The sequence below is a fragment of the Streptomyces sp. NPDC059740 genome (genome assembly GCF_042733155.1).
In the GTDB taxonomy this organism is placed as follows: domain Bacteria; phylum Actinomycetota; class Actinomycetes; order Streptomycetales; family Streptomycetaceae; genus Streptomyces.
This window is the reverse complement of the sequence record NZ_JBHWGP010000003.1, coordinates 209,956-228,044: the sequence shown is the minus strand read 5'-3', so window position 1 is coordinate 228,044 and position 18,089 is coordinate 209,956. Positions and strand designations below refer to the sequence as shown.

Below are 18,089 nucleotides of genomic sequence, written 5' to 3'. Positions count from 1 at the left end.
GGGAGAGCCCCGGACGGCAGCTCAGGAGGGAACGCCGTGTACTACCACGAGGTGCAGCACCGGGTCCGTGCCGAGGAACTGCGTCGCGAGGCCGACCGCCACCAGACCGGTGAGGCCGCCCGCCACCAGGCCGTTGAGACCGCCCGGAAGTCCGGGGGCCAGGAGGAGAAAGGGCGGGTGAGGCCCCGGCGGGGCCTGCTGCGGCGGTCCCGCCGGCCCGTCGGTTGACCGGCGCGGCCGGCCCCGAGCGGCACCCGAGCCCGGGGCCGGCCGCCGTCCACGTTCCGTCAGAAGAGCCATGACCTGCACGGACGCCGCCCCTCCAGAGACCGGAACAGGTGGAAATCCGCACCCCGCTGTCGGAGGTCTGTGCGATGCTCGGTCACGTGGAGACCAGATCCGTCAGCCCCGTCTTCGTCGGCCGCACGCAGGAACTCGACCGCCTGCGTGCGGCCCAGCGTGAGGTCACGACCACCGGAACACCCAGGGCCGTCCTGGTCGGCGGCGAGGCCGGGGTCGGCAAGACACGCCTGACGGAGGAGTTCACCGGTGCCGCCCGGACCGACGGGGCGGTCGTCGCCGTCGGCAACTGCCTGGAGATCGGCGCCGAGGGCCTCCCCTTCGCCCCCTTCTCCGCCCTGCTGCACGCCCTCAACTCCCACCTCGGGGACGAACTCGCCACCGCCGTCGCCGGCCAGGAGGGGGAACTGGCCCGCATCCTCCCCGAACTCGGCGAGGTCACCGGCGACAGCAGGGACGACGAGCACGGCCGGGCCCGCCTCTTCGAGCTCACCGCCCGCCTGCTGGAACGCCTCGCGGCCAGCCGCACCCTGGTGATCGTCGTGGAGGACCTCCACTGGGCGGACCGCTCCACCCGCGAACTCTTCGCCTACCTGCTGCGGGCCCTGCACGCCGCCCGCGTCCTGCTCGTCGCCACCTACCGCTCCGACGACCTGCACCGCCGGCACCCGCTGCGCCCCTTCCTCGCCGAGGTCGACCGCATGCGCACCGTCCAGTGGCTGGACCTCCAGCGGTTCACCCACGACGAGGTCCGCTCCCAGCTCGCCGGCATCACCGGCGGCGAACCCGAACACGACCTGGTGGACCGGGTGTTCGCGCGCTCCGAGGGCAACGCCTTCTTCGTCGAGGAACTCGCCCGCTGTGTCGGCGAGGGCTGCTCCTACGGCCTCAGCGACTCCCTGCGCGACCTGCTGCTGGTGCGCGTGGAAGCACTGCCGGAGACCACCCAGCGGGTGGTGCGCATCGCGGCCGAGGGCGGCTCCACCGTCGAACACGACCTCCTCGCCGCCGTCTGCCCCCTGGGCGAGGACGAACTCATCGAGGCGCTGCGCCTCGCCGTGGGCGCCAACATCCTGCTGCCCACCGACGACGGCACCTTCGGCGGCTACCGCTTCCGCCACGCCCTCGTCCGGGAGGCGGTCGTCGACGACCTGCTGCCCGGCGAACGCACCCGGCTCAGCCGCCGCTACGCGCAGGCCCTGGAGGCCGACCCGTCACTGGTGCCGGCCGAGAGCCGCGCCACCAGGCTGGCCAGCTACTGGTACCACGCCCACGACGCCGCCAAGGCACTGCCCGCCGTCCTCGCCGCCTCGGTCACCGCCCGCCGCCGCCACGCCTACGCCGAACAACTGCGGCTCCTGGAACGGGCCATGGAGCTGTGGGACGACGTCCCCGACACCGTACGGGCCGCCGTGCGCCCAGCCGACGACACCGGGGCCTACCCCGCCTGCGGCTGCCAGGACGCAGCGCTGCGGTTCATGGACCTGCTGGCCGAGGCCGCCGTCGCAGCCCGCCTGTCCGGCGAGCGGGAGCGGGCGTTCACCCTCGTCAAACGGGGCCTGCGGTTGGCGCCCGAGGACAGCGAGCCACTGCGCCGCGCCTGGTTCCTCTCCCAGCGCTCCCTGCTGATGATCCGCACCGGGCGCGGTGACGGCTGGGACCAACTGGCCGAGGCGCGGGAACTCGTACGCGACCTGCCGCCCTCCGCCGTCCACGCCGAGGTGCTGGAGCGGTCCGCCGCCTGGGCCCTGGTCCACGCCCCCGACGCCGACAGCGCGGCCACCGCCGAGCGGGCCGTGGAGCTGGCCCGGCTGGTGGGCAGCCGCGAGGTCGAACTCAACGGCCGGGTGACGCTCGGCAGCCTCCGGGTCGCCCTCGGGGACGTCGAGGCCGGCCTCCACGAGATGCGCGCGGCGGTGGCGGACGCCACCGGAACCAGCCACTCCTGGCCCCTGTCCAGGGCCTACATCGACCTCGTCTCGGCACTGGAGGGCGTGGGGCGCTCGGCGGAGGCCGTCGAACTGGCCCGCGCGGGCGTGGCCCACGTCGAACGCTGCGGGCGGAGCGACTCCGCGAGCTGGGTGTACCTCAACGGCGCCGAGAGCCTGTTCTCCCTGGGCCGCTGGGACGAGGCGGCCGAGTGGGTCCGCACCGGCGCCGGCCTGGCGCAGGGCCACGACAGCTTCGCCCTGGTGGCGGTGCGCAGCGCCCAGCTCGACCTGGCCCGCGGCGACCTCGCCCGCGCGGTCGAGCAGCTCGGGGAGGCGGCCCGGCACTACGGCGGCCACGACCACCAGCCCCAGAACCTGCTGCCGCAGGTGAGCTTCGCCCTCCAAGCGGCGGCCCGCCGCGGTGACCTCGGTGAGGTGCGCGCCCTCCTCCGTCCCGCGCTCGCGCGCGGCTTCCCGCCCGGCACCCAGCGCTACGGCTGGCCCCTGCTGTGGGCCGCGGCGAGCGCCGAGGCGGACGGCCGCGGCCTGCCGGGCGACGACGAGGAGCGGGCCCGCTCGCTGGAACTGCTGCGCCAGGCCGCTCGTCGGCTCGCCACCGGGGTACCGGTGTGGGACGCCCACGCCCTGCTGGTGGCGGCGGAACTGCGCCGGGCCGAGGGCGGGGACGAGCCCGCGCGGTGGGCCGCGGCGGCAGCCGCCCTCGCACCGCTGGAACGCCCCCACGAACTGGCCTGGGCCCGCTACCGGGAGGCCGAGGCCCTGCTGGGCGCCGGTGCCCCCACGAGCGGCCCGTCCGCCAGGGAGAGCGCCGCGCGACTGCTGCGCAAGGCCCACCGCGCCGCCCGGCACCTGGGAGCCGAGCCGCTGACCGGCGAAGTGGTGGCGCTCGCCCGCCGGGCCCGCCTCCCGCTGACCCCCACCGCGGGCGCGGGTGCCGGCACACCGACCGCCGCGGACCAGCCGCCTGTGGAGCCGGCGGTGGCGCTGGGGCTGACGGCCCGCGAGAGCGAGGTGCTGCGGCTGGTCGCCGCGGGACGGAGCAACCGCGAGATAGCGCAGACGCTCTTCATCTCCCCGAAGACGGCGAGCGTCCATGTCTCCCACATCCTGGCCAAGCTCGGCGTCTCCGGCCGGGTCGAGGCGGCGGCGCTGGCCCACCGGCTCCGGCTCTTCGCCCAGGACGAGGCCGAGGCGGCCCCGGCCCCCGGGATGGTCGTCGCCACCGTGGCCGGCGGTCCGGCCTGACCCGGACCGGGCCGGCACTGCCGCGGGTCAGCCCAGCCGGACGGTCACCTGGTCACCGACCGGGCACATGCGGAGCGCCAGGTCGAGCACCTGCCCGCGCCGGTCCTCCGCGGCGCCCGGCAGCTCCACCGTCGCCGTGGCCTCGAAGGTGTAGCGCTGGGTCCCGTCGGTGTGCAGGCGCACCTCGGTGGTGACGGCGCTGCCGGCGGGGTCGGTGCCGGACTCCGTCGCGGCGATCAGCAGTGCCTGGTGCAGACAGCCCGTCAGGGCGGCGGCGTAGAGCTGCTCCGGGTCGTAGCCCCGCCCGTCGCCACCCAGCTGGGACGGGGAGGCGTAGGGCAGCGGGTCGCGCCCTTCGACGTCGAGGTGCGCCTCGCCGTGCCGGTGGTGCGCGTGGGCGCTGTACATGGTCTCGTCCGAAGGTGCCATGGCCGAAGACCTACCCGCGGGCCGGTCCGGCGGCTGCCCACCAACCGGGCGACAACCGGGCGCCTCGCCGGGCGCGCCGCAACTGCCGCCCGCCCCGGGGCCGCGCCGGGCGACCGGGCCGGAGCCGACCACGCAGGCAGGCGCCCGTTGTCAGCGCGGCACCCTACTGTGAGCGGCATGACGGCGATCACCTTCGAAGACCACTGCGACGGCATCGTGGAGCGCACGGCTCTGCTCCGCTCCCGTCTCACCGACGCCGACCCCACCACCCCCGTGCCGACCTGCCCGGGCTGGAACCTCGGCCAACTGCTGCGCCACCTCGGCGGGGCCCAGCGCTGGGCCGAGGAGACGGTGCGGGTGCGGGCCGACGGCCCCCTGCCCGAAGAGCACTTCCGCGACCTCGCGCCGTACGCCGAGGAGGACCTCGCCGCACTCGGGCCCTGGCTCACCGAGGGCGCCGAGCGACTGGCCGGCACGCTCCGCGAGGCCGGCCCCGACCAGCGGCTGTGGACCCCGGTGCCCGGCGGCACCACCGCCTTCTACGCCCGCCGCTTCGCCCACGAGACGCTGGTGCACGGCGCCGACGCGATGCTGGCCCTCGGCGGCGACGTCCCCGTGGCGCCGCCGGTGGCCGTGGACGCCGTCGACGAGTGGATGGAACTGGGCTCGCTGCCCATGCACTTCGAGGTCCACCCGTGGACGCGGGAACTCCTCGGGCCCGGCCGCACCCTCCACTTCCACGCCACCGACACGCCGCCGGAGCTCTCCGCGGAGTGGGTGGTCGACCTGACGGGTGAGGCGCTCGACTGGCGCCGCGCCCACGAGAAGTGCGCCGTCGCGGTCCGCGGCCCCCTGACCGAGCTGCTGCTCGTCCTCTACCGCCGGCGGTCCCTCGCAGACGGGGGCGTCACGGTCAGCGGCGACACCGCACTCCTGGACTTCTGGCTGGAACGCGTCGCGTTCGGCTGATCCGGGCGGGCCCCGGGCACCGGACCGGCCTGCCGGCGGCACCCCCCCCGGCAGGCGCGGGACGAGGCGCCCCGCCGCTGGGCAGTGTCGTCAAAGTCCCGCCTGTCCGGTGGTGTCCGGCACGCACGCTCGCCGCGTTGTCGGTCGCCGGCGCAGCCCGCTGCGCTCTCCTCCCTCCGCCTTGCGGTCGCACGCACCAGACGCCACCGGACCCGCCCTTCGGACGAACGACGCCACTGTGAAGACACTGCCTACGGCCGTGGTGCCCGGCGCATGACGACGTGGCCGGAGGAGAGGTCTATCGGGCCGCGGCCGGGATCTCCGTCGCCGACGTCGTCCACGACCAGCGTCGTGCGTTGGCGCTCGTCCTCGGTGTGCTTACGGCCTGGTGCGAAGAGCTCCTCGACAACGTTGAACACGACGCCCCCTCACGGTGCGGCTCCACCCCCGCCGTCCTTCAGTGTAGGGCTGCGGCCCGGGGGCGTCCCGGGTCGGAAGGGACCGGATCGGGCCAGGAACGACAGCCCGGAGCACCCGGGGACGGGTCGGGCGAACCGGCGCCGCGCCGTCAGCCGCCGGCGCGGTCGGGGAGCACGCCGGTCCCGGTCCAGCGCACCACCTCCCGAGCCGACCACGTGGTGACCACCCGCTCCGGCGGGACGCCGCACTCCACCGCCCGCTCGCACCCCGCCGGCTGCCAGTCGAGCTGGCCGGGGGCATGGGCGTCGGTGTCGACCGCGAAGAGCACCCCGGCCGCCACCGCCTCGGCCAGCAACCGCCGCGGCGGGTCCAGCCGTTCCGGCCGGCAGTTGATCTCCACCGCCGTGGAGTGCCGGGCGCAGGCCGCGAACACCTCGGCCGCGTCGAACTCCGACTCCGGCCGGGTCCGGCCCGCACGCAGCCGCCCGGTGCAGTGCCCGAGGACGTTCACCCGGGGATCGCTGACGGCCGCCACCATCCGGCGGGTCATCTCCGCCCGGCCGGTGCGGAGCCCCGAGTGGACCGAGGCCACCACCAGGTCCAGTTCCGCCAGCAGCTCCGGCGTCTGGTCCAGGCTGCCGTCGGCCAGGATGTCGCACTCGATCCCCGTCAGGATGCGGAACGGCGCCACCTGCTCGTTGAGGCCGGCCACCACGTCGAGCTGCTCACGCAGCCGGTCGGCGCTCAGGCCGCGGGCCACGGTCAGCCGGGGGGAGTGGTCGGTGAGGACCATCCACTCGTGGCCCAGCTCCGCCGCCGCCCGCGCCATGGCCTCGATCGGGCTGCCGCCGTCGGACCAGTCCGAGTGGACGTGGCAGTCGCCGCGGAGCGACTCCCACAGTGCCCGAGCCGGCCCCGCCAGACGGGCCGCGGGCCGCTCCTCCGCCTCCAGTCGCGCCAGGTAGGACGGTGTCCCGCCGGCCACCGCCTCCCGCACCACCTCGGCGGTCCTCGGCCCCACGCCCCGCAGCGACTGCAGACTGCCCTCCGCGACCCGGCGGCCGACCTCCGCGGGTTCCAGCCGGGCCACCGCCTCCGCCGCCGTGCGGAAGGCCCGCACACGGTAGGTCGGGGCCTGCGCCCTCTCCAGCAGGAACGCGATGCGTTCCAGCGCCGCCACCGGGTCCACCGCGATCACCTCCTCCTCGCCTGCCCGTCCTGCCCCCGGCGCCCCGGCACAGGCGGGCGGCGACCTGTCCGTGCCGAAGCGGCGCAGGTCAGCTCACCCGGAGCCGCAGGATGCGGTCGTCACCGCGGCGCGGCTTGCCCCGGCCGTCGGTGTTGCTGGTGACCAGCCACAGCTGCGAGTCGCCGGCCGGCAGCACCGTCCGCAGCCGGCCGTACCTCCCGGTCAGGAACGCCTGCGGCCGGGCAGCCGCCCGCGGACCCGTCAGCGGCACCCGCCACAGCCGCTCCCCGCGCAGCCCCGCCAGCCACACGCTGCCGGCCACGTAGGCCACGCCGCTCGGCGACGCCTGGTCGGTGTGCCACTGCGCCACCGGGTTGACGAACTTCCCGGCGTCCTTGCGGCGTCCCTCCACCTCGGGCCAGCCGTAGTTGCCGCCCCGTCGGATCAGGTTGAGCTCGTCCCAGGTGTCCTGCCCGAACTCCGAGGCCCACAGCCGCCCGTCCCGGTCCCAGGCCAGGCCCTGCACGTTGCGGTGGCCCGAGGAGTACACGACGGAGGAGGGGTCCGGGTTGCCGGGCGCGGGCCTCCCGTCCGGGGTCATCCGCAGGATCTTGCCGGCCGGCGACTTCTCGTCCTGCGCCCGGCCGCCCTGCCCGGACTCACCGGTGCCCGCGTACAGCATCCGGTCCGGGCCGAAAGCGATCCGGCCGCCGTTGTGGATCTGCCCCTTCGGAATGCCGCGCAGCACCACGTGGACCGCGCCGAGCTGGTGCCCGGCCGGCTTCCCGGGGTCGTAGCCCATGCGGGCGATGCGGTTGTCGGAGGCGGTGGTGAAGTAGGCGTACACCTGGTGGTCGCTGCCGTAGGTGGGCGGCACCGCGAGCCCCAGCAGCCCGCCCTCACCGCCCGGGTCGACCCCGGGGACTCGGCCCAGCCGCGTCCGCCGGCCGTCGCGGACCGAGACCCGCTCGACCACGCCGGTGTCGCGGGAGGAGACCAGCAGGTCACCGCCGGGCAGCGCCGCCAGCCCCCACGGCGAGTCCAGGCCGCTGGTGAGCGTCCCGAGGACCTTCACCGACCCGCGGGCCGGCGGTGTGGCGGGCGCTGCGGAGGAGGAGCGCGAGGCGGAGGGGGCGCCGGTGCCGGCGGGTGGGCGCGCGGCCGGGTCCCGGGACCCGCCCTGGGAACACCCGCCGACCAGCAGGGCGAGGGCGAGGGCACAGACGGCACTGACGCGACGGCGCGACACGTGGTGCACGGGAGCGGTCCTCTCGTGGCGAGGCGGAACCAGGCGACTTCCAGCACACCACACCCGCGCGCCGCCGTCGCGCAGTGCGCGTCGGAGAGCTGAACCGCCGGTCAGCGACCGGCCGGGCCGCCCACCGCGCAGCCGGCGGCCGCTTCCCGCCGGCCGCAGCCGCTCACTCCCACGACCCCTGGGCCCGGGGCAGCGAGGCGATGTCGGCGAGGTCGCGCGCGCTGAGCCGCAACCCGGCGGCGCCCGCGTTCTCCACCGCCCACGCCGGCTTCTTCGTCCCCGGCACCGGCACCACATGCCGCCCCTGCGCCAGCACCCAGGCCAGCGCCACCTGCGCGGTGCTCGCCCCGTACCGGGCGGCCACCCGGCGCAGCCCCACCACGATCGGCTGGTTCGCGGCCATCATCTCGGCCGTGAAGCGCGGATGGCGGGCCCGTATGTCGTCCGGCTCGAAACCGCCGCCGGTGGTCAGCGTCCCCGTCAGGTAGCCGTTGCCGAGCGGCATCGCCGCCAGGAACCCGACCCCGCGCGTCTCGCACCACGGCAGCAGCGCGGCCAGCGCCTCCGGGGCCCACACCGAGAGCTCGGCCTGCACACTGCTGACCGGGAACACCTGCTGGACGCGCTCCAACTGGCGCAGCGTCTCCCCGTACAGCGCCTCACCGCGCCGCCGCCGGGCCCGGGCGTCGATCGCGCACCACCCCAGGGACCGCACCTTGCCCGCCGCCACCAGCTCGGCCATCGCCCCCCAGGTCTCCTCGACCGGCACCTCGGGGTCGGGGCGGTGCAACTGGTAGAGGTCGATGCGGTCGGTCTGCAACCGCCGCAGCGAGGCGTCGCAGGCCCTGCGCACGTACGAGGGACGGCCGTTGGCGACGATGTGCTGCTCGCCGACCAGCAGACCGCACTTGGTCGACACGAAGGCGTCCCCGCGCCGCTCCCGCAACGCCCGCCCCACCAGCAACTCGTTGGTGAAGGGCCCGTACATGTCCGCGGTGTCGAGCAGGGAGCACCCGTGGTCCAGCGCCGCGTGCACCGTGCGCAGCGCGCCCTCCCCGCTGCGCTCGCTGGCCGTGTACCCCCAGTGCATCGGCATGCAGCCCAGCCCGACGGCGCCCACGTCGAGGGCGGCCGCGCCGAGTGTCCTACGCTCCAACCTCGTGCCTTTCGTCCCCTCGCCCCGATCAAGGGGTCCGCACCAAACTAACGTCTGAACCGAAGAGGTGTTCCCGCAGGCGGTGCCCGGGGGCACCCGCCGTCCCGGGCAGCCCCGCACGGCCGTCGCAGGCGTCCTCCCGCCCCCGGACACCCCCGGCCCGGAGCCCGCGGCCTGCTCCGAAGCGCTCGGCGGCCACTGTCTAGCCTCGAAGCATGACATTCACCACGGCCCGCACCACCGGCACCGGCAACGCCCCCGTCGACGTCTGGCTGCCGCTGCCGCCCGGCGAGATCGACGGCCTTCCCGCGGATCTGGAGTACCACTACTGGGACGGTGACGGGGACTACCCCGCCGACCCGGCCCGTTGCGTGTTCTACGGGGTGCCCTACATGAAGGAGCCGGCGCTCTGCCGGCGCCCGCTCGCCGCGATGCAGCGCGTGGCGGTGGTGCAGACGCTCACCGCGGGCATCGAGCACATGCTCCCCGGCGTCCCCGACATGCCCGCCGGGGCCCGCCTGTGCAACGCCCGCGGGCTGCACGACACGAGCACCGCCGAACTCGCCCTCACCCTGGTGCTCGCCTCGCTGCGCGGCGTCCCGGAGTTCGTCCGGGCGCAGGACGCGGGGGAGTGGAGCCCGCAGTTCCGCCCCGCGCTCGCCGACCGGACCGTCCTCATCGTGGGCTACGGGTCGATCGGCAGTGCCATCGAGGACCGGCTCGAACCCTTCGAGTGCGCGCGGGTGGCGCGCATCGCGCGCAGTGCGCGGGACACCGCACGCGGGCCCGTGCAGACGCTCGCCGCTCTCCCCGAACTGCTCCCGCAGGCCGACGTGGTGATCCTGGTGACCCCGCTCACCGAGCAGACCAGGGGGCTGGTGGACGCCGGCTTCCTGGCCCGGATGAAGGACGGCGCCCTGCTGGTGAACGTCGCGCGCGGCGCGGTGGTGGACACCGCGGCCCTCCTGACCGAGCTGGAGTCGGGCCGGTTGCGTGCGGCCCTGGACGTCACCGACCCCGAGCCGCTGCCCGCCGGCCACCCGCTCTGGAAGGCCCCCGGCGCCCTGGTCACCCCGCACGTCGGTGGCCCGAGTTCGGCGTTCACCCCGCGCGCCCGGGCCCTGCTGCGGGACCAGCTCACCCGCTTCGCGGCCGGGGAGCCGCTGCGCAACGTGATCACGACGGCGGGCGAGGGCGCGGACGGGTAGCGCTACGAGACGGTATGAACGCGCTCTGTACTCGGACGCCGGTGTCCGTTACCCTCCGTAGATCAGCTATGTCGCAGTGTGACGGAGCTGGTGTATCGTCCCCGTCGGGGTCGGCGCCGGCGTCGCACGGCGGCCGTTGACATTCCGGAAACTGCAGGGGGGCGACGGGCGATGTACGGCCAATGGACACACCACGACACGCACGTTCCGCGAACTCCCGGGGGGCGTCCGGTCCTCCGTCGAACGCCGGGCCGGACCCGGCCGCACACCGGGCGGCTGCGCGCCGCAGCGCCGACCACGCCGACCACGAACCGCCCCGGGCCGCAGCAGGCCGGGGGCACCGGGTGCCGCCGCCCGTCCCGGGCAGCTTGCGAGGTGGCGCGATGAGCACCACCGGAGTCGTTCTGGACCGCCCCGGCCGCGAGCGTTCCGGCGCCCAGGGAAGCGTCGCGCAGGCCGCGCTCGCCGTGCTGTGCGCCGCCTACGCACTGGGTGCCGGACTGGGCTGGGGCTCCCACGAGGTCTCCCTGGTGATGGGGGACTTCGGGCTGAGCAGCGCCGCGCTCGTGGCGGCCGTCTCCTGCTTCCGCTACGCCCGCGCGCACGGTGGCCGCACCCGCCCCGCCTGGCTCCTGTTCGCCGTCTCCTCCCTGATGGCCTCGCTCGGCAACGGCGTCTGGGGCTGGTACGAGGTGGTGCTGCGGGAGCCGGTGCCCAGCCCGTCCGCCGCCGACTTCTGCTTCCTGCTCTTCGCGCCGCCGGCCATCATCGGCCTGCTCGTCCTGGCCAAACGCCCCGTCAACCGGGCCGGTTGGGTCTGCCTCGGGCTCGACGCCTGGCTCATCGGCGGTTCACTGCTCACCCTCTCCTGGAGCCTGGCGCTCGCCCACACCGCCCACCTCCAGGGCGTGAGCGTGGCCCGCGGCGCCCTCACGCTGGCCTACCCGCTGCTGGACATCGTCCTGGTCAGCATGGTGCTGGCGCTGCACTTCAAGCGCTCCGCCGCCAACCGCTCCGCGGTCAACACCGCCATCGGCGCGCTGGCCCTGACCGTCCTGTGCGACGCCCTCTTCAGCTCGCCGCTGCTGCGCGAGCACTACCGCTCCGGCCAACTCCTGGACGCCGGCTGGTTCGCCGGCTCGCTGCTCCTGGCCTACGCACCCTGGGTCGCCCGGCGCATGGGCGCCACCCCGCCCGCCGGCCGGTCGCCGGCCGGGGCGGGCCACGGGGCGGCCGGCACGGCGGAGCGGCGGGGGAGCGGTGGCGCGGGCGCCCCGCGGCGGCCGGCCCGGCCCGTCGCCCCCGCCGCGTCCCGGCCGCGCACCGCCTCCCGCGCCGAGGTCGGCTCAGCCGTACCGGCCCTGGACGGGGTGCCGCCCCGGCCCCGGTCGGCCGGGCGCGGCGAGGTCTCCGGCAGACCCATCGCCGGCTCCCTCGCCGCCCTCACCCCCTACCTGGCCGCCGCGGTCTGCACCCTGGGCATCCTCTACAACGTCCTCGACGGGCGGCGCATCGACCGCATGGTGCTCTTCACCGGCTGCACGGTGGTCCTCGCACTCGTCGTGCGCCAGGGCATCATGCTGATGGACAACATCGCCCTGGCCCAGGAACTCGCGCACAAGGAGAACCACTTCAGGTCCCTGGTGCAGGGGTCGAGCGACGTCATCATGATCGCCGACGCGGAGGGCGAGCTGCGGTACGTGAGCCCGGCCGCGGCCGGCGTCTACGGTCGTGAGCCGCAGGCCATGGTGGGCTCGCCGCTGGCCGCCCTCATCCACCCGGACGACCTCGGCGCCGTCACCCACGAGATCCGCCGCTTCCTCGCCGCCGACCCCCACGCGGAGCCCACCACCCGCATCGAGTGCCGCTTCCGGTCCGGCCACGACCACAGCGGCGGCCCGGTGTGGCTCAACGTCGAGTCCACCGTCAGCCGCCACGAGGGCGGGCTGATCCTCAACTCCCGGGACGTCACCGAACGGGTCCGGCTCCAGGCGCAGCTCCAGCACAACGCCTCCCACGACACCCTCACCGACCTGCCGAACCGGGCGCTGTTCACCGAACGCGTCGGCAAGGCGCTCGGCGGACGACGGTCCTGCGACCACGACACCGCGGTGCTCTACATCGACCTCGACGGCTTCAAGCAGGTCAACGACACCATCGGCCACCAGGCAGGTGACGAGCTGCTGGTGCAGGCGGCCCGGCGGCTGGCGGAGTCGGTACGGGCGGGCGACACCGCCGCCCGGCTCGGCGGTGACGAGTTCGCAGCACTCATCATGGGCGACGGCACCCGCGACCGCGGCGCCCGCGAGTACCGCATCCGGGAGATCGCCGACCGGCTCCGCATCCGCCTCTCCGAGCCCTACCGCGTCGACGGACGGGAGGCGAGGGTGGCCGCCAGCATCGGCATCGCCTTCGCCGAACCGGGCATCACTCCGGCGGTGTTGATCCGTCACGCCGACGCGGCCATGTACTGCGCCAAGCAGGCGGGCAAGGGGCGCGTCGAGCTGTACACCCCGCAGACGGAGCCCTCCCCCCGCGAGGCCTCCGGGGCGCGGGCCGGCGCCAAGCGCGGACCCGGGCGCGAGAACGGCGGTGCAACCGCCCGCACGGCGGCCCCGGTCACGCCGGTGGTGCGGGCGGCAACCGCCGCGCCGCGCCGCCCCGGCCTGGACGACGGGGAGTTCACGCTCGTCCACCAGCCCGTGGTGGAGCTGGCGACCGGCCGCATCACCGCCGTCACCGCGCAACCCCGCTGGCGCTCGGCCCACGGCATCCTCTTCGCCGCCGCGGACCTGCCGGGCACCTCCGCCCAGGAGGGGACCGGGCCGGCGGAACGCGAGTGGCACGCCGCGATCGAACGGCGTCAGCTGGAGGCCGCCATAGACCAGGCCGCCGCACGCCACCGGGCCGGCTACCGGGTCCCGGTCGTGGTGCGGGTGGCCGCACGCCACCTGGTCGACGAACGCGGGCTGCCGCCGGACGTGGTGTGCGAACTCCTCGCCCGGGGTGGGCTTCCGCCGGCGGCCCTCGTCATGGAACTCACCGACGTCACACCCCCCGACGACCCCGAGGACTGGGAACGCTGGGAACGCCCCCTGGTCTCCCTGCGCCGGCTCGGGGTCAGGGTCGCGCTGGACGCCTTCAGCCGCGGACAGGTCGCGGTCGGGCCGCTGCGGCGGCTGCCCGTCGACATCGTCCGCCTGGAGAGGGGCCTCGTGGACGGAGTGGTGGACTCCGCCCGCCTGCACAAGATCACAGCCGGGCTGCTGGGCATCGCCGCCGACCTCGGTATGCGCTCGATCGCCGAGGGGGTGGACCTGCCGGAGCAGATCAGAGCGCTCCGGGCCATGGGGTGCACCCACGGCCAGGGCCGGGCGTTCGCCGGCCCGCTGGACGAGCACAGGCTGCGGCGGGCCCTCACCGCAGGGGGCTACTCCCTCCCCCGGAAGAGCGGTCCCGGGGCCCGCGAGAGCGTCCTGAGCACCCTGGGCCGCCGCACCGCCTGGCCGGACGAGCGGGACGAACCCTCGCTGCGCCACCTCGCCGAGGTGCCCACGCCCCGCGACCTCGCCCGGTCCCCGCGCCGTCAGGGGCAGGGCACCGAGTGACGGCGACCCGCGGGGGAACACCGGGGGCGGCCCGGTCGCCGGCGCAGTCCCCGCCAGCGCAGTCCCCGCCGGAGCGGGCCCCGCTGCGGCGGACTCTCCGGCAGCACTTTCCGCGGTCGCCGGGTTCCGGGCGCCCGGCTCCGGGCGTCCGGCCCGCGGCGGTCGGTGAGGCCCGCCCCGGCCGGGCGCGCGGGAGGCGGGGGAGCGGCCGGGGCGCCGGTCCGTTCACGCGTACGCCTCTACGCTCACATGGTGAGACCTGCGTCCCACACACTTGACACCCGTGACGGGTCGGGAGAGGGTCAGAGCCATGCGCACCCGAATTCTCGTACTTGGACAGCGCGTCGGCTGAGCTGGGCCACACGGAAACCCAGCGACCACACCCGGCGCGCTCCCCTCGCTTGCCTCACGGCACGAGGGGTTTTTTGTTGCACAGGCACGTACAAACCCAACGAAAGCACCCGTCGAACCACCGCCTCCGGCCCCCGCCGACGACACCGGTACGACGGACCGGCACCCTCCGCCACCACCCTCAGCTTCGAGAAGAGACGCAGATGACCGAGCAGGCCTCCGCGGCCCACCATCCGCAGTCACGGAACCGCCACTCCGGCGGGTCCCAGCAGTCCGTCGTCGAGAACGTCACGGGAGCGCAGTCCCTCATCCGCTCGCTGGAGGAGGTCGGGGTCGACACCGTCTTCGGCATCCCCGGCGGCGCGATCCTCCCGGCGTACGACCCGATGATGGACTCCTCGAAGGTGCGCCACGTGCTCGTCCGCCACGAGCAGGGCGCGGGGCACGCGGCGACCGGGTACGCGCAGGCCACCGGCCGGGTGGGGGTGTGCATGGCCACCTCGGGGCCGGGTGCCACCAACCTGGTGACGCCGATCGCCGACGCGCACATGGACTCGGTGCCGATGGTCGCCATCACGGGCCAGGTCGCCTCCCACACCATCGGCACGGACGCCTTCCAGGAGGCGGACATCTGCGGCATCACGATGCCGATCACCAAGCACAACTTCCTCATCACCGACCCGGCCGACATCCCGCGGACCATCGCCGAGGCCTTCCACATCGCCTCCACCGGCCGCCCCGGCCCCGTCCTCGTCGACATCGCCAAGGACGCCCTCCAGGCGCGGACCACCTTCAGCTGGCCGCCGCAGGAGGACCTGCCCGGCTACCGCCCGGTGACCAAGCCGCACGCCAAGCAGATCCGCGAGGCCGCCCGCCTGGTGGCCGAGGCCAAGCGCCCCGTCCTCTACGTCGGCGGCGGTGTCCTCAAGGCGCACGCCACCGCGGAGCTCAAGGTCCTCGCCGAGCTGACCGGCGCGCCCGTCACCACGACGCTGATGGCGCTGGGCGCGTTCCCCGACAGCCACCCGCAGCACCTGGGCATGCCGGGCATGCACGGCAGCGTCGCCGCCGTCACCGCGCTCCAGAAGGCCGACCTCATCGTCGCGCTCGGCGCCCGCTTCGACGACCGCGTCACCGGCAGGCTCGACTCCTTCGCCCCGCACGCCAAGATCGTCCACGCCGACATCGACCCGGCCGAGATCGGCAAGAACCGGCTGGCGGACGTGCCGATCGTCGGCGACGCGCGGGAGGTGCTGGCCGACCTGGTCGTCGCCGTCCAGGCCGAGCACGAGGCGGGCAACCCCGGCGACTACACCGCCTGGTGGAAGGACCTCAACCGCTGGCGGGACACCTACCCCCTGGGCTACGAGATGCCCCAGGACGGCAGCCTCTCGCCGCAGCAGGTCATCCAGCGCATCGGCCAACTGGCGCCCGAGGGCACCGTCTACGCCGCGGGTGTCGGCCAGCACCAGATGTGGGCCGCGCACTTCATCCAGTACGAGAAGCCGGCGACCTGGCTCAACTCCGGCGGCGCGGGCACCATGGGCTACGCCGTGCCGGCCGCGATGGGCGCCAAGGCGGGCGTGCCGGACCGGACGGTGTGGGCCATCGACGGTGACGGCTGCTTCCAGATGACCAACCAGGAACTGGTCACCTGCGCCCTGAACCACATCCCGATCAAGGTCGCCATCATCAACAACGGCGCCCTGGGCATGGTCCGGCAGTGGCAGACGCTCTTCTACAACCAGCGCTACTCCAACACCGTGCTGCACTCCGGCCCGGACGAGGCGGGCCCGCCCGTGACCGCGGGCGAAGGCGTGCCCGGCCCCAGCGCCGGCACCCGCTGCCCGGACTTCGTGAAGCTGGCCGAGGCCATGGGCTGCGTGGCGATGCGCTGCGAGAACCCCGCCGAGCTGGACGCCGTCATCGCCAAGGCCAACGCGATCAACGACCGGCCGGTGGTGGTGGACTTCATCGTCCACGAGGACGCCATGGTGTGGCCGATGGTCGCCGCCGGCACCTCCAACGACGAGGTCATGGCCGCCCGCGGGGTGCGCCCCGACTTCGGCGACGGCGATGACTGAGCAGGCCCCGGGCGCGCCCGCGACGCCCCGACGCGACCACACCGACACCGGGCACGGGAACGGAAGAAGGACGACCAGCTCATGACCAAGCACACGCTCTCCGTCCTGGTGGAGAACACCCCCGGCATCCTCGCCCGGATCGCCGCACTGTTCTTCCGCCGGGGCTTCAACATCGACTCCCTCGCCGTCGGTGTCACCGAGCACCCCGACATCAGCCGCGTCACCATCGTGGTCAACGTCGACACGCTCCCGCTGGAACAGGTCACCAAGCAGCTCAACAAGCTCGTCAACGTCCTGAAGATCGTGGAGCTGGAACCCGGCTCCGCCATCCAGCGCGAACTGGTCCTGGTGAAGGTCAAGGCCGACAACGAGACCCGCTCCCAGGTCGTGGAGATCGTCCAGCTCTTCCGCGCCAAGACCGTCGACGTCTCCCCGGAGGCGGTGACCATCGAGGCGACCGGCGGCAGCGACAAGCTGGAGGCCATGCTCAAGATGCTGGAGCCGTTCGGCATCAAGGAACTGGTCCAGTCCGGCACGATCGCCATAGGGCGCGGTGCCCGCTCCATCACCGACCGCTCGCTGCGGGCGCTGGAGCGCTCGGCCTGAGCAAGGCCCTTCCGCGCGCCGGCCGGGACCCCGGCCGGCGCGGCACCTTCCGCCTGACCCGGAAGGTGCCGGGCGGCGCCCCCGCCCACCCGTCACCACAGGTCCGCGACCGCATCGCGAGACCCCCGAACCCGTCCCCGCAGGTCCCACGTACTGTGAGGGGCACCCCGTGAGAACCAAGGAGAGACCCCAAGTGGCCGAGCTGTTCTACGACGACGACGCCGACCTGTCCATCATCCAGAACCGCAAGGTCGCGGTCATCGGATACGGGAGCCAGGGTCACGCGCACGCGCTGTCCCTGCGTGACTCCGGCGTCGACGTGCGCGTCGGTCTGCACGAGGGCTCCAAGTCCAAGGCGAAGGCCGAGGAGCAGGGCCTGCGCGTGGTGACGCCCGCCGAGGCCGCCGCCGAGGCCGACGTCATCATGATCCTGGTGCCGGACCCCATCCAGGCCAAGGTCTACGAGGAGTCCATCGCCCCGCACCTGAAGGACGGCGACGCGCTGTTCTTCGGCCACGGCCTGAACATCCGGTACGGCTTCATCAAGCCGTCCGCCAACGTGGACGTCTGCATGGTCGCCCCGAAGGGCCCGGGCCACCTGGTCCGCCGCCAGTACGAGGAGGGCCGCGGCGTGCCGTGCATCGTGGCCGTCGAGCAGGACCCCTCGGGCAAGGCCCTGGAGCTGGCGCTCTCCTACGCCAAGGGCATCGGCGGCACCCGCGCCGGCGTCATCAAGACCACCTTCACCGAGGAGACCGAGACCGACCTCTTCGGCGAGCAGGCCGTGCTGTGCGGCGGTACCGCCGCGCTGGTGAAGGCCGGCTTCGAGACGCTGGTCGAGGCGGGCTACCAGCCCGAGATCGCCTACTTCGAGTGCCTGCACGAGCTGAAGCTCATCGTCGACCTCATGTACGAGGGCGGCCTGGAGAAGATGCGCTGGTCCGTCTCGGAGACCGCCGAGTGGGGCGACTACGTCTCCGGCCCGCGCGTCGTCAACGAGGGCACCAAGGCCGAGATGAAGAAGATCCTCGGCGAGATCCAGGACGGCACCTTCGCCAACAACTGGATGGCCGAGTACAACGCCGGCCTGCCCAAGTACAACGAGTACAAGAAGGCCGACTCCGAGCACCTGCTGGAGACCACCGGCGCCAAGCTGCGCAAGCTGATGAGCTGGGTGGACGAGGAGGCCTGAGCCCTTCTCCCACCGGCCGGGGGGGGCGGGCGGCGCCCGCCCCCCCCCCCGCCCCACCGCCCCCGGGGGCGGGGGGGGGGGCGCCGCGCCGCGGGCCGGGGCCGGGCGCGCTGACCCGCCCC

13 protein-coding genes are annotated in these 18,089 nt (G+C 74.5%); 8 read left to right on the top strand and 5 right to left on the bottom strand.

What is annotated here, in order from left to right:
• The first annotated feature begins 36 nt into the window (after window positions 1-36).
• Both ACFV3R_RS05690 and ACFV3R_RS05685 read left to right on the top strand, forming a co-directional pair.
• Window positions 37-228 carry a hypothetical protein gene (locus tag ACFV3R_RS05690; RefSeq protein ID WP_385576016.1) on the top strand — a complete coding sequence of 64 codons (192 nt, stop codon included), beginning with the start codon at window positions 37-39 and terminating at the stop codon, window positions 226-228.
• 146 nt (window positions 229-374) lie between these two features.
• Window positions 375-3,497, top strand: a complete 3,123-nt coding sequence (locus ACFV3R_RS05685; protein WP_385576448.1) for an AAA family ATPase — start codon at window positions 375-377, stop codon at window positions 3,495-3,497.
• A 27-nt stretch (window positions 3,498-3,524) separates the two neighbouring features.
• Here ACFV3R_RS05685 and ACFV3R_RS05680 read toward each other — a convergent pair whose 3' ends face one another.
• Window positions 3,525-3,926 (bottom strand): OsmC family protein, encoded by a 402-nt coding sequence (locus ACFV3R_RS05680; protein ID WP_385576013.1) that lies wholly within the window; start codon window positions 3,924-3,926, stop codon window positions 3,525-3,527.
• A 177-nt stretch (window positions 3,927-4,103) separates the two neighbouring features.
• Between ACFV3R_RS05680 and ACFV3R_RS05675 the strand changes: the two genes are divergently transcribed.
• On the top strand, window positions 4,104-4,895 hold the full coding sequence (locus ACFV3R_RS05675; RefSeq protein WP_385576010.1) for a maleylpyruvate isomerase family mycothiol-dependent enzyme: 792 nt from the start codon (window positions 4,104-4,106) through the stop codon (window positions 4,893-4,895).
• A 251-nt stretch (window positions 4,896-5,146) separates the two neighbouring features.
• Here the strand turns inward: ACFV3R_RS05675 and ACFV3R_RS05670 are convergent, their stop codons facing one another.
• The 4 genes from ACFV3R_RS05670 to ACFV3R_RS05655 all read right to left on the bottom strand — a co-directional run bounded on the left by ACFV3R_RS05670 (window position 5,147) and on the right by ACFV3R_RS05655 (window position 8,918).
• Complete coding sequence (locus ACFV3R_RS05670; protein ID WP_385576007.1) at window positions 5,147-5,314, bottom strand: DUF6191 domain-containing protein; 168 nt, start codon at window positions 5,312-5,314, stop codon at window positions 5,147-5,149.
• Between the two features lie 149 nt (window positions 5,315-5,463).
• Complete coding sequence (locus tag ACFV3R_RS05665; RefSeq protein ID WP_385576445.1) at window positions 5,464-6,504, bottom strand: PHP domain-containing protein; 1,041 nt, start codon at window positions 6,502-6,504, stop codon at window positions 5,464-5,466.
• Between the two features lie 88 nt (window positions 6,505-6,592).
• Entirely contained in the window at window positions 6,593-7,753 is a 1,161-nt protein-coding gene (locus tag ACFV3R_RS05660) for a PQQ-dependent sugar dehydrogenase (RefSeq protein ID WP_385576442.1), read from the bottom strand.
• A gap of 172 nt (window positions 7,754-7,925) precedes the next feature.
• The gene (locus ACFV3R_RS05655) at window positions 7,926-8,918 is read right to left on the bottom strand and encodes an aldo/keto reductase (RefSeq protein ID WP_385576004.1); all 993 of its coding nucleotides are present in this window, start codon (window positions 8,916-8,918) and stop codon (window positions 7,926-7,928) included.
• 215 nt (window positions 8,919-9,133) lie between these two features.
• On the opposite strand from ACFV3R_RS05655, the gene ACFV3R_RS05650 reads away from it, so the two are divergent.
• The 5 genes from ACFV3R_RS05650 to ilvC all read left to right on the top strand — a co-directional run bounded on the left by ACFV3R_RS05650 (window position 9,134) and on the right by ilvC (window position 17,967).
• Window positions 9,134-10,126, top strand: coding sequence for a 2-hydroxyacid dehydrogenase (locus tag ACFV3R_RS05650; RefSeq protein ID WP_385576001.1), 993 nt, complete (start codon window positions 9,134-9,136; stop codon window positions 10,124-10,126).
• 383 nt (window positions 10,127-10,509) lie between these two features.
• Window positions 10,510-13,734, top strand: a complete 3,225-nt coding sequence (locus ACFV3R_RS05645; protein WP_385575998.1) for a putative bifunctional diguanylate cyclase/phosphodiesterase — start codon at window positions 10,510-10,512, stop codon at window positions 13,732-13,734.
• Between the two features lie 554 nt (window positions 13,735-14,288).
• Complete coding sequence (locus ACFV3R_RS05640; protein ID WP_385575995.1) at window positions 14,289-16,169, top strand: acetolactate synthase large subunit; 1,881 nt, start codon at window positions 14,289-14,291, stop codon at window positions 16,167-16,169.
• An 81-nt stretch (window positions 16,170-16,250) separates the two neighbouring features.
• Window positions 16,251-16,775, top strand: coding sequence for an acetolactate synthase small subunit (gene ilvN / locus ACFV3R_RS05635; protein ID WP_385575992.1), 525 nt, complete (start codon window positions 16,251-16,253; stop codon window positions 16,773-16,775).
• Window positions 16,776-16,968: 193 nt separating this feature from the next.
• The gene (ilvC, locus tag ACFV3R_RS05630) at window positions 16,969-17,967 is read left to right on the top strand and encodes a ketol-acid reductoisomerase (RefSeq protein WP_385575989.1); all 999 of its coding nucleotides are present in this window, start codon (window positions 16,969-16,971) and stop codon (window positions 17,965-17,967) included.
• The last annotated feature ends 122 nt before the right edge of the window (window positions 17,968-18,089 follow it).

Coding starts and splice junctions, on each gene's coding strand:
- ACFV3R_RS05675 (WP_385576010.1), top strand. CDS start 4,104: ATGACGGCGATCACCTTCGAAGACCACTGCGACGGCATCGTGGAGCGC.
- ACFV3R_RS05680 (WP_385576013.1), bottom strand. CDS start 3,926: ATGGCACCTTCGGACGAGACCATGTACAGCGCCCACGCGCACCACCGG.
- ACFV3R_RS05640 (WP_385575995.1), top strand. CDS start 14,289: ATGACCGAGCAGGCCTCCGCGGCCCACCATCCGCAGTCACGGAACCGC.
- ilvN (WP_385575992.1), top strand. CDS start 16,251: ATGACCAAGCACACGCTCTCCGTCCTGGTGGAGAACACCCCCGGCATC.
- ACFV3R_RS05685 (WP_385576448.1), top strand. CDS start 375: ATGCTCGGTCACGTGGAGACCAGATCCGTCAGCCCCGTCTTCGTCGGC.
- ACFV3R_RS05645 (WP_385575998.1), top strand. CDS start 10,510: ATGAGCACCACCGGAGTCGTTCTGGACCGCCCCGGCCGCGAGCGTTCC.
- ACFV3R_RS05650 (WP_385576001.1), top strand. CDS start 9,134: ATGACATTCACCACGGCCCGCACCACCGGCACCGGCAACGCCCCCGTC.